The sequence below is a fragment of the uncultured Campylobacter sp. genome, from assembly GCF_938045225.1.
In the GTDB taxonomy this organism is placed as follows: domain Bacteria; phylum Campylobacterota; class Campylobacteria; order Campylobacterales; family Campylobacteraceae; genus Campylobacter_A.
In genome coordinates this window covers 1-12,148 of sequence record NZ_CALINL010000244.1, presented here as the reverse complement: position 1 = coordinate 12,148, position 12,148 = coordinate 1, and the positions used below count along the sequence as shown (strand labels likewise).

Annotated in this window: 6 protein-coding genes; 1 reads left to right on the top strand and 5 read right to left on the bottom strand. The window is 40.7% G+C overall.

Annotated features, from left to right (window positions below; all coding sequences use genetic code 11):
• From Q0200_RS08700 to Q0200_RS08680, 5 genes are all read right to left on the bottom strand, one after another.
• Positions 1–3,742: hypothetical protein (locus Q0200_RS08700; RefSeq protein ID WP_297940406.1), on the bottom strand; the 3,742-nt coding region annotated here is incomplete at its 3' end.
• 111 nt (positions 3,743–3,853) lie between these two features.
• Positions 3,854–5,152 (bottom strand): TolC family protein, encoded by a 1,299-nt coding sequence (locus Q0200_RS08695; protein ID WP_297940403.1) that lies wholly within the window; start codon positions 5,150–5,152, stop codon positions 3,854–3,856.
• Complete coding sequence (locus tag Q0200_RS08690; RefSeq protein ID WP_009496908.1) at positions 5,142–6,425, bottom strand: HlyD family type I secretion periplasmic adaptor subunit; 1,284 nt, start codon at positions 6,423–6,425, stop codon at positions 5,142–5,144. The genes Q0200_RS08695 and Q0200_RS08690 overlap by 11 nt, the downstream gene beginning before the upstream one ends.
• A gap of 1 nt (position 6,426) precedes the next feature.
• A complete protein-coding gene (locus Q0200_RS08685; protein WP_297940397.1) occupies positions 6,427–8,160 on the bottom strand; it encodes a type I secretion system permease/ATPase in 1,734 nt (577 codons plus the stop codon).
• On the bottom strand, positions 8,147–9,259 hold the full coding sequence (locus Q0200_RS08680) for a SapC family protein (RefSeq protein WP_297940394.1): 1,113 nt from the start codon (positions 9,257–9,259) through the stop codon (positions 8,147–8,149). Before Q0200_RS08680 ends, Q0200_RS08685 begins: the two co-directional genes overlap by 14 nt.
• Before the next feature lie 404 nt (positions 9,260–9,663).
• On the opposite strand from Q0200_RS08680, the gene Q0200_RS08675 reads away from it, so the two are divergent.
• A partial coding sequence (locus tag Q0200_RS08675; protein WP_297940391.1) for a surface array protein occupies positions 9,664–12,148 on the top strand: 2,485 nt, incomplete at its 3' end.

Sequence of the window (12,148 nt, the reverse complement as noted above, 5' to 3'; positions counted from 1 at the left end):
TTACACCATCAGCATCTTTTACTAAGTATGTATCATTTTTATAAGTAAATGCCCATACTTTATTAGCCACAGTAGCAGCAGCGTCTGTTAATACCTTATTTACAGCATCTTTTAGCGTAGCTTCTGCATTTAGATCCGCGGCTGTATATTTAGCCCACTGGGTTACAGTATCTAGATCTATCTTGTCGCCTTTTTCTATGTTAACTAGAGATACGTATTTGCTAGCATCTGCATCTGTTGTTGCATCTTTCAATTTAAACGTATCTACGCCTCTACCGCCGTCGATAGTAACCACATTAGGTTCATCCGTAGTACCAGCTTCAGCTATAGCGCCGACGGTGATCACGTCTTTGCCGTCAGTTGCCACTAGGCTTAGTGATTGCTTATTTGCGGTCAATACGGTCGTTAAATCGATAACGCCGTGTTCAGCACTCTTTAGTCCGCTCAAATTTACAGTTTTTAGATTATTTGAAGCGACTAGACCGAGAGTATATTTATCTTCGCCGTCGCCTAGAGTTCCGGTTACCGTAAATGTTTTAGCATCTTCGGTTGATTTGAATACAAATTCATCTTGACCGACAGAGGCTGTTACATCTATCTTTGAGTCTACGTTTACCTTATCTGTTGAAGCCACTTCTAGAGTCACGGCATTGCTAGGCGTTATAGCAGAGCCTTTATAGACGATCTCTCCGCCCTTGATATTTCCTACGACATTAGCCTGTAAAGACTTGCTTAGATCTATCGTTACTTTAGAATCGGCACCGGTATCGATAGTACCAAGCTGTACCACGCCTTCGGTTTTGCCTGAAGTTATATTTACCGCGCTCTTATGAACGTCGTAGAAATCAGGAGATTCTGCTATATATATGTCTCCTATAGTTAAGCCTTTAGCTAGTTTATCGGCCGTTACCGTATATGTAGAGCCGTGGTTTACATCGCCGCTACCAAAGTCGCCTACACTTACCGAATCTTTTACATTTGTAAATTTAAGCGAAGTAGTAGAGTCTATCTGAGTTCCGTTAATATCGCCGATAGTAATGCTATCGCCCAAGTTTTTAAAGTCGCCGTTTAGCGAATTTAGATTTGAGATGTCGCCTATAGTTACGGCGTCTTTGATGCCGTCTAGCGACAGTACGCCTTCGTGAGCCTTACCGTTAGTAGCGGTTGCTTTGAGATCAATGTTACCTAGATTAAAGGTTTTTTCTACATTTTTTGCTACGATTTTTACTTCGCTAGCCTCTAAATCGTTTCGAGCGACGCCTACGTTGCCTTTTATGTCCACAAAATTTAGCAATATTGCGGATTTTGCCTTCGAGTTTGTGATATCTCCAAGAGTAAAATCTTTTTTGATATTTCTAAAGTCGCCGTCAAGAGAGCTTAGATTTACGATATTTCCTATATCTACTCCTCCTTCGACGTCAACTATGACCATTCTTACGTTATCGGTACTACTGGTAGCGATAGTATCAGCGTCCATATCGCCTATAGTTAGATCTTTTGCCAAAGTTTTAGCAATTATTACGGTATTGCCTGATTTTACATTGCCAAAAGTCGCATTGTCTCTAATGTCTTCTAAATTTACGTTAAATCTAGCGTTTATTTGAGTATTTGTTATTACGTTACCTACAGTTAGGACACCGAGCTGTTTAGCAGTTAAATTTATGCCGTGAAGGGAGCTGTTATGACCCAAGTCGCCCAAAACAACATCGGAGTCGGTCGTATCGTCAGATTTGATAACACCTTGAAGGCTAATTTCGGAGATATTTCTCAAATGAGCCTCGTTGCTTGTGTTCAAATCTTTTATGTTAAAGCTAGAAGCGGTTTTTACGTTTAGCGTAGCTAACTTATTAAGAGCTTGGAAGGTATCATTTGCTCTTAGCTCAAAGCCCATACCGTCATTTACATAGTTAAGCGTCTCAAGAGATGCGGTGTCGACTAGTCTAAAGCTATCGACGGCATACTTATTCTCGTCTGCTGATTTTTCTATGTTCATATTTAGAGTCTTTAAGCTAGTAGCCTCCAAAGACTGCTCGCCGCCGCCCAAGTCGCTCACGTTTGAGTATTTGTCTATGTTCATAGTAAGTTTAGTAGCGCTATTTGCGACTATTTGTTTTGTTGCTGTAAGGTTAGGCGTGCGATAAGTGTTCAAGTCGCGATCGGTAAAGTTAATAGTATCCAAAGTGGCAGTAGTTACGTTTACTCTTGTAGCCTCCACAAAATCCGTATCAATGTTTAAAGTAGTAATCGCTGAATTTGTAACGTTTACCGTATTACCATTCTCTACAACCGTTACCGACTTCACGTCTTGAGCATTGGCTAGGTCTATAGTGCCGTTGTTGTTTTCTACAAAAGTTACGTTTTCTACGTTGCTTGAGTTTAATCTTCTAGTTCCAGACAAGTGCTCAAACTCTATGCTATCATCGTTGGCGCCGCCGTCTATGATAAGATCAGGGTTTGCGCCGGCTATACCGTTAAATTTAAATAAATCCTTACCGCTACCGCCTTTTACGCTCTTTAGCTGAGTAGATGCTTGTAGTCCAGCCGTTAGGTTTCCAACAAAACCAGAAGCGTCCAAGCTCTCAACGTTTGCGGTTGTGCTGATATCTAAATTTACGTTTCCTTTTACGGTTATATTTTTATTATCTACATCTTTGATATAACTCTCTTGAGTTCTTGTGCTAATATTTAAAGTTTCGATACCGTCAAATTTAACGCCCACGTGATTTTTATAGTAGTTGTAAGCAGGATTTGAAACCAAATCGTCAGTTTTATTTCCTACGTTTTCTAATACCAACTCTTGAGAATCGTTTGAGCCGGCAACGGTACTTGGGTTGTATATTATCGCTATTTCGCCTCTTTTAACATCATTAGCAGACAATGTTACGATTTTTGATTCGTTTGTTAATCTTGAAGCGTAATCGCCTATCATCACTACGTTTTTAACGTCTTCGATATTGTTCATATTAAAATATCTAACGGCGTTTGAAGTATTTGTAATTTCAAGATTTTCGACGTTTTTAACGCTACCGGTATTTAGACCTGTAAAATTCGTATCAAGAGACACTTTTAGCGTATCGTTACCGCCTTTTCCGTCAAGTTTGTCTGCTGGCTGGAAAGTATTTTTGCCCATAAAGCCGCTTACGACGGTTTCAAAAATATTGTCGCTATTATTACCTTTGATATCGTCTACGTTTGTAGTAAAATTTACTTTTACGGCGTCATCAACTAGTCTTTTTTGCTGAGCTAGGTTATAAGCGTTTGTTTCACTAATGATTTGTTTAAATAGCGTATAGTTATAATTGCCTTCTTCGTCCTTATCTACGTTGCCTATTCTTTGAGAAACGTACTCTGATATAGCTATCTTGTTGTCAAATACTTTAGCCGCCACAGGGTCTGCAGCTCTTGCTATATCGGACCGCGCTACTTCAAATAATTTAACTAGAGTTTCTCCTCTAGTGTGGCCTAGTTGCAGGTGAAGAACCCATGAATCGATACCGTTTGGATCTTGGGTGTAATCTTTTCCTAAGACGTTTTTATAGATCATCTCTACAAAATCTCTATCATTGTCGATAGCGCCGTTAAAATACGTTTTTACCGCAGGGGCTTGAAGCATAGTATCGGCAACTTGCGCCATAGTTTTGTTGACGCCGTCAGCCATCCAGTTTCTAAGGCCTTCTCCTTCTGCCGCACGATTAAATAACGCTACGTAAAGCTGTGCAACTTGTGCTTGTGTTACTGCCATTAAGGACTCCTTTTTAGTGTGTTTCTTGAGTTTTTGGGTATCTTTACAGAATACTATTGCTAATTATAGCATAAAAAATCACTTAAAACGTAAAAATTTAAAAAATAAATTTTACTTAAACGCTCTTTGCAAGTCCCGCATCATATCAACCGATATATTAGAATTTAGCCATTGAAGTTCCAAGTACGAGAGAACTAAATTATAAGATGCCGTTAGTGCTTCGTTTCTGGTTTTAAAAACTCTAGCGCGAGCGTCGAACAAATTGACCGCATCCTTCAAGCCCTCTTCGTAGCCTCTTTCTATTGATTTTACGTAAAGCTCCGCATTTTCCAAGGAGCGCTTCATCAACTCGCACTCGTCAATGTAGTTAAGATAGTTATTTATCGCTCTTTTTTGACTAATCTCTATCTCTTTTTGAATATCTTTTTGTTGTTCGATGCTAGCTAGTCTCAACAGCTTGCCCTCCTCTACTCTTGAGCTAGTAGCGCCGCCCGTATATAAAGGGAGAGTAAATCTAAGCATAGTGTCTAGCTTTCTTCTTCTGTCGCCGGAATAATCGTTGTCTACATAGTATAAATTTGCATAGCTGATACTAAAATCAAGCGTAGGGAGATGCTCGCTTTTTCTCTTTTTGTATTCTTGTTCCGAAATTTCAACCGCTAAAACGCTATCTTGAAATTTAAAATTTCTAGCTACATCGCTAAAATTTGACAAATTTACTTTTTTGAAAAATTCGGTATCGATGTTTGAAAAGCTATCCTTCACCTCGATCTCTTGCCCGACTAGCTTTACTAGCTCTAGCTTTGCTACTTCGATATTTAGCTTAGCTTTGTTTACGCCCAGCAATGCCTCGTCTAATCTAACTTTAGATTCGAGCATATCCATTTTATTTACTAACCCAAATTCCAAAGATTTCTGCATTTGGTTATATTTGGCGCGGTTGGCTTCTTCGTAACTCTGAGCAAGAGCTAGCGTCTCAGATGCAAAGGTGTAGTTAAAATACGCTTCTACGACCCTTTTTGCCAGTTCTTGTTTGGTATTTTCATACATCAGCTCGTTGCCGCGCACCCTGATCTCTTCTTGATTTCTTTGATACCAGATTGCCGGTCTAAATATGCTTTGGCTAAGACTAACGCCTACTTTTTTATAGCTTTCGTTTATTTTTGATACTCTTCGCCTGTCCATTCTGTCGTATTTTTCGCCGACATATGCGGCCTCGGCATTAATGGTCGGCAAAAACATGGCTGTAGCCTGAGTTAGCCTCTCTTGAGAGGCTATACTATTATACATGGTCATTTTAAGCTCATTATTATTTTCGAGCGCCATTTCGTATGCCTGTGAGAGGCTAACGCTTTGAGCAAAAGCTAAATTTGAGGCCAGTAAGGCCGAAAGTAAAATTTTAGTCTTCATTAAATGCCCTTTTAAACATATCTATAAACGGTTTTAAGACATACTCAAGCATCGTTCTATCGCCGGTTTTAATCATTACCTCAACCGGCATTCCCGGAACTATAAAAAAGCCGTTTCGCTTAAAATTTTTCATACCGTCTTCGGTAAGCTCGGCTTTAATATCGTAAAACGAGTGACCTGCATTATCCTGAATGCTATCGGCCGATACGTACGTTACCTTACCTTCCATAACAAAGCTTTGCTTGTGCTGAAATGCGCTAAATCTAATATCGGCAAGCTGTCCCACATGCACAGTATCGATATCTACTACGTTTAGTCTAGCCTCTACGACATAGTCGGTCTCGTCCGGCACTATACTCATTATTCTCTCGCCGGGTCTTATTACGCCTCCTATAGTGTGAAAGGCCAACTCTACGACGCTACCTTCTACAGGAGATTTTACGATAGTACGCTCGGATTGATCTTTTAAAGCATTATAACGCTGTTGCAGATCCACAAGACGAGTTTTAGCATCTTCAAGCTTTTTTAATACATCCTCTTTAAAGGTTCTGTCTCTTAATATAATTTGGGCTTGCGTCTCGGTAACTTGGACGTTTAGTCTTGCTATCTCGGCCTTGCCCGCAGCTATTTCACCCTCGACCGCCGTTTTTTCTCTATTTAGGTCGCGTAGCCTGACTTTGTCGGCCAACTGCTCTTTAAAGAGCCTTTCCCACTCCCTAATCTCTTCGTTCAAAGACTTTATGCGGTCTTGTTTGGCGCTCACAATCGCATTTGCGCCCTTGATTTGATTTTCAAGCTGTTTTATACGTTGCTTGAGGATGGATTTTTCTTCATCTAAAAGCTTTTTTTGCGCGTTAAATATACTTAACTGCCCGTCTATGGCCTCTTTATAACCTTCGATTTGCTTTATTTCGTCGCTAAATTTGACCTCCGTCGCATCGTCCTTTTGGGCTTCTAGTCTGGAGACTATGACGCTGGTTCTTAAAAAATCGGCCCTCACTATACTCATCTCGCTTTGCAAAGCGGCATTTTTTATCTCCACTAGCGGATCGCCTGCTTTGACTACGTCTCCGTCTTTAACGAAAATTTTATCTACGACGCCGCCTTCTAAGTGCTGGATGATCTTTTTGTTACTTACGACGTTTATCTTACCTACGGCTACGGCAGCGCTATTAAGTGGCGCCATACCGAGCCAAATTCCAAAAACTCCAACTAGTAAAAATATAATAAACAGCCCAAAACTTACGGTGCCTTTTTCACTTTTAAGTATCATCTTAGCCCTCCGCATCTTCTAGGCTTATGCTACGCCTTTTTTGTTGTTCTGCGACCTGCGGTTGTTGCGCATTTGCCTTGCCTAGCTCAGCCAATACCGCATCTCTTGCGCCAAAGTACATCAATCTTCCCGCATTTAAAACGGCTATTTTATCAACTAAATTTAAGATATTTAGCTTGTGCGTTATTAGCACTATAGTCGCCTTACCCTTCATGGACGCAAGCGCGGCAAATAGCGCTCTTTCGCCATCTTCGTCCAAGCTAGCGTTCGGCTCGTCTAGTACGATTATTTTAGGCTCCTTATAAAGCGCTCTGGCAAGAGCCACTCTTTGACGTTGTCCGCCGCTTAGGCTGGCTCCGCCTATGCCTATTTTGGTTTCATAGCCGTCCGGTAAATTTAATATCATATCGTGAACATTAGCTAGCTTTGCGGCCCGTACGATCGCCTCGCTATCCAGTTCGCCGAATCTCGCAATGTTTTCTGCAATATTTCCTTCGAAAAGCTCGACGTCTTGCGGTAAATATCCCACAAACTGCCCCAAGTGGTCGCTATTATACTGAGTGATGTCGGCTCCGTCCACGCGAACTACGCCGTGAAATACCGGCCATACCCCCAGCATCGCTCTAGCTAGCGAGCTTTTACCTGCGGCGCTCGGACCGATAATAGCACACATATCTCCGCTTTTAAGCTCGAAATTTATGCCCATCAAAGTAGGCGCTTTGCCGTGAGGTGGTACTAGGCTTATGGTTTCTAGGAAAATATCGCCTTTTGGATCCGGAAGCTTAAGCTTTTCGTTGTCGGCGGGGAAATCCTCCAAAAACTGCGAAAGTCTAGCATAGCTCTCTTTGGTGTTTTTATAGCTTTTCCAGCTTGAGATTAATATATCAAGCGGAGCTAATGCGCGACCCATGATAATAGAGCCTGCAATCATCATACCAGGATTTACCTCCTGCAAGACGACCAGATACGCGCCAAGACCCAACATCAGCGACTGAGAAACGACGCGAAATACTTTACTGATATTTGCATACATTCCGGCTTTTACGCTAGACTCCGAGTGAGCCTCCAAAAACTCGTTATGTTTTTTATGCCAAATTTTCTTTAAATTTCCGTTCATACCCATAGCTTGGATGACTTCGGAATTTCTCAAATTTAGATCGACAAAGCGAGTCTCGGCGCCAAAAGCGTCATTTGATCTTTTTAGTCCGTCTTTAGTCGCGCCTTCGTTTAAAAGAGCCAAAATAAACAAAACGATCGCAGCCGCGATACTAAAATATCCAAAATACGGGTGAAAGAAAAACAGTATCAGTATATAAAAAGGTAGCCACGGCGCGTCAAGAAATGCAAACACGCCGTTGGTACTGAGATATTGTTTTATGGTATTTAGATCTCTCATCGGTTGAGAAGATACTCTGCCGGGCTGTCTAGCCGAGAGCTTAAAGATCGCGTCATACACCCTCTCGGACAGCCTTAAATCTATCTGGTTTGAAAAAACTACCAAAATTCTCGAACGTAAAATTTCGAAAAACATCATACATAGATATAAAAATATAACTATCAGCGTAAGGAAAAATAACGTATCAAGGCTTCTTGATGTTACGACCCTACCGTAAAGTTGTAACATATATAGAGGAGAAGTGAGCATCAAAACGTTTATGAACATGCTGAAAATTCCAGCATATATCATAGCGTGTTTGGATTTTTTAATACTCTCCTTTAGTTCATTTACTTTCATTTTCTTTTTTACTTTCGTTTTCTAAAATTCTACCCGCCAAATTTTCCAAATTAGTTAAGCTTCTAATGTGCGCGTCTATAAGGCTAACATAGCCCTTTCTAACAAAATCGGCCAAAGTAGCGTCGTCAAGCTCGTTTAGCTTTTTTCTGCTCACGATAGAAAAGCCTTTGATTAAGGTGATTTTTTTATCGTTATCAGAGACGGTTAGCTCTTTGTTTATCAAAATTCCAGCCTTTTTGATCTCTTCTAACGCTTTTTGCGTAGCTTCTAGCTGGGCATTGTAGTTTTGCATAGCGTTTATGGTGTTTTGCAAAAATTCGCTCGGCTCTTCGTTTTTCTTGAATAATTTTTCGCCTTTACCTTTTAGCTGAGGCGCATCCTCGTCTATACAAAGGATATTTTTATCCTCGACTTTAGCAAGAGTAAAAGGATAGTTTTGCAAGATCGCAGGTACGTAGCCTTTGTAGTTTTTATCTATTATTAAATTTTCATTTCTACCTAGTAGTACTAGCAGTTTAGGCACTACGTCGTTCGTGAAAACTATAGGTAGATCTTTCTCGCAGAAAAACGCCTCACTCGCCACTATCTCCGCAAACGGGAAATTTGGTAACGCATCTTGGTGATAAGACACTCCGTTATGTACTTCTGAATTTAAAGCAACTATTTTCATTTCAGTCCTTTTTTTAAAATTTTGAATTTCTATCTTTTTCGCTAAACTTAAATTTTTATCTATATTCCTAAAAACATATCCGCCGTTTTGTTGCAAAAACGCCAAGACATCTTCGAATTCATTGATAAAAACATCTCTAATCTCATATCTTTTGATGTCGCTTTCTTGGATATAGCCTCGCGCCCTGTTTCGACTTCTCATAAAGGCGCTGTTTAATTCTTGCATAATTTTAGGGATATTTAGTGATTTTAAAAACAACGATACGGAATTAGGCTCCAAAACGTAGCCTAAAATTTCCATATCGTATTTTTGGGTTAAAGAATGTAAAATTTCAACATAAAGATCTTTTTCGTCTTGGTTGGCAAAAAAGCTGCCTTTCTGTTTTATTAAAACCATTTCTGATTTTATTTCTCTAACCGCTCTACCCAAAATTTACCTTAACCAGTAACTAAAACATCAAGAATGCGATTGTAATCCTTTTATGCTTAAATAAATATTAAAAAGTGCCAGAGTAATTAAGTTTTAATTTTGAAATTTAAATTTATAAAACATATTCGCGATTTTAAACTACTTTTATATCATCGTTTTATATATAAAATAAAGAGGGAAATATATAAATTTAATCCAAAAAACACACTAAAAAGTCATTTGACAAAATATTTTGCATGAAATTTTAGCGTGTGCAAAAACAGCGCGAAGAAGGCATTTTGCACGCGCTCTTATCGCTTTAAAGTACCCCTATCTTATCCATGATTTATCGACAATCAGGAATTTAATGCTATAATCGCGGCGGTTTAAAACCAAACTCAAATTACCCAACAAGGAGGCCTTTTATGGCAGTAACAAAAGCACAAGTCGCCCAACTATATGTGGCATTATTTAACAGAGCGCCGGAAGGTGCAGGTTTAAACGCATGGGTTTCGGCAGGCGTTTTTAGAGACCAGGCTCAAACGGCAGACGCCATGCTACAAAGCCCTGCTATCGCAGCGTATTTTAACGGCAGAATAGACTCAAATCTAGGATATATAGAAAACATCTACAAAAATATCCTAGGCAAAGACTACTCTCAAGATCCGGACGGTATAAATGCCTGGGTACGCCATCTAGAGCTAGGACACTCAAGAGGAGAGACTCTAGTTACTCTTTTTAACGTAGCAAGATCGCCTGAGGCTATTGCAGCAGACCCTACGGCAGCAGCGGTATTTTCAAACAAAACGGCAATCGCTGCATATATGGCTGAAAAAATCACTGACATAGAAAACGACGGATCGGGCAACTTTAACTATGCTCCGTTCCAAGATATTATCGCTACTACAAACAGCACAAACCTAGAAGAGCAAAAAGCTAAAATCGATCAACTAGCCGCAGAAGCAGCAGCAGGAAGCAAGACTTTCACCACCGGTCTTGATAATTTCCTAGGCACCGAAGGCGACGATACGTTTAACGCTATCTACTACGTAGGCGACGGCGCGAAGACGTCTACTCTATCATCTCTAGACACCCTTGATGCTAGAGGCGGTAAAGATACGCTAAATCTAACCGTACTAAAAAACGGAGCAGATGAAGTTGCAATGACTGACTTAGATACGGCAATGAACGGCATTAGCAACATCGAAAATTTAAACATCAAATCAGAAGTCAAATTTAATCCAGCTCCAGCAACAACAGTAACCATAAACAAAGGCTTAGATAACCTAAGCGTTCAAACTATCGATACTATAACTTTAACTACCGACACCAAAGAGGTAGTAGCTGTAAATACCACCGGAGCAGTTACTTTAACGGCTGCCGAAGCTACAAAAGAGATAGTAGTAAAATCATCTACCGGCTCAGTAACCGTAAATGCGGCTAAACTAGAAGGCAAAGTATCTATCGACGCAGGACAAGGCGCAAACCTAACTGCAGCAAAAGCGCAAGAAGTCGTAATAAAAGCTAAAGGCAACGCAAACATAACCGCAGATAAAGCTACGAAAGTAAATATAAATCTAAACGATAAAGCCAATACACTTACCATTACGACATCGCATCCATTGGCAGAAGCTACCGACGTAACCCTATCTAACCTAAAGCTAACAGCCGCTACAGCAGTAGCTAAAGCTACTAAAATAAACGTAACCGATGTTGATTTTGCTACATTTAATATCTCTACCGATGTAGAAAACGTTGATTTTAGTATGAACTATACCAAAGACGGCGAGGCCAAACTAAAAGCTACAAATGCGACCACGCTAAATCTCCACGCCAAAGCAGACAAAAAAGCTACCTTTACATACGATGGCGCAGCCAATGACAAGCTAACCAAAGCAGTCATCGACGGCAACGCTAAAAATTTAACCGCTGATTTCAGCGCGCAAACAAAACTTGCAAACATCGACGCAAGCGCATTTACCGGAAATTTTGAAAATCTAAAAGTCGGCAACGTAGCAAACTCGACCGTAAGACTAGGCGGCGGAAACGACGCAGTAGAGCTAACGGCAACCGCAAACAAACAAACTATCGACGGCGGAGCCGGAACGGACCTAGTATCCGTAACTTCAATTATAGCAGCCGCCGGCGCGGGCAATGAAGTAACGTTTACCAACTTTGAAGGATTGCAAATATCAAATGCGCTAGCCAATAGTGTAGATATGTCTAAATGGGGAGCGTTTAATAACGTCACTCTAGTTCAAGGCGTAAGCGCTGGAGGTAAGCTTCAAAAACTCCTAAACGACTCTACTATAACAGTAGACACGATCACTCTAGGAAGCGATCTTGACGTAGGGGTCAAAGACGCTGCTACGGGCACTGCCGATAAGGTAAATTTTGTATTAAATCCAAAAGGCACCACTACAGGTCTAACGGGCAAATTCATAGTAGACGACATAGAGAACATAGACATAGCGTCAAATTTAGACAACGCAAAAACAGCCACAGCCGTAAACACAATCGAACTAAAAGCTAGCGCCGCCGCCAAAGACACGCTAACTAACGTAGTAATAAAAGGCGAAGCGACTACAAAACTAGCCCTAGACGCTACTATAACAAAGGTAAAAACCGTAGACGCAAGCATGTTAAAAGGAAATTTCACATTTGACGCTAGCGGTCACACGTATGAAAAATCCGTAATCAAAAGCGGAGCGGGCGACGACGAGATAACCTTCGGTAGCAAATCAGGCGTAACCGTAACCGGCGGAGCGGGCACAGATACGTTTGTATTAGGATCAGTAGGCGACAACGCGGCATTCCCTGCGTCAAAAACTGCTACTATCACGGACTTTTCTAAAGGCGACAAACTCAAAATAGGTGCAAATTTAACGGGAACCATTGATCAAAATATCG

What these genes read in the sequence shown, in the direction of transcription:
- Q0200_RS08695 (WP_297940403.1), bottom strand. Translation starts at nt 5,152, where the DNA reads ATGAAGACTAAAATTTTACTTTCGGCCTTACTGGCCTCAAATTTAGCT.
- Q0200_RS08690 (WP_009496908.1), bottom strand. Translation starts at nt 6,425, where the DNA reads ATGATACTTAAAAGTGAAAAAGGCACCGTAAGTTTTGGGCTGTTTATT.
- Q0200_RS08685 (WP_297940397.1), bottom strand. Translation starts at nt 8,160, where the DNA reads ATGAAAGTAAATGAACTAAAGGAGAGTATTAAAAAATCCAAACACGCT.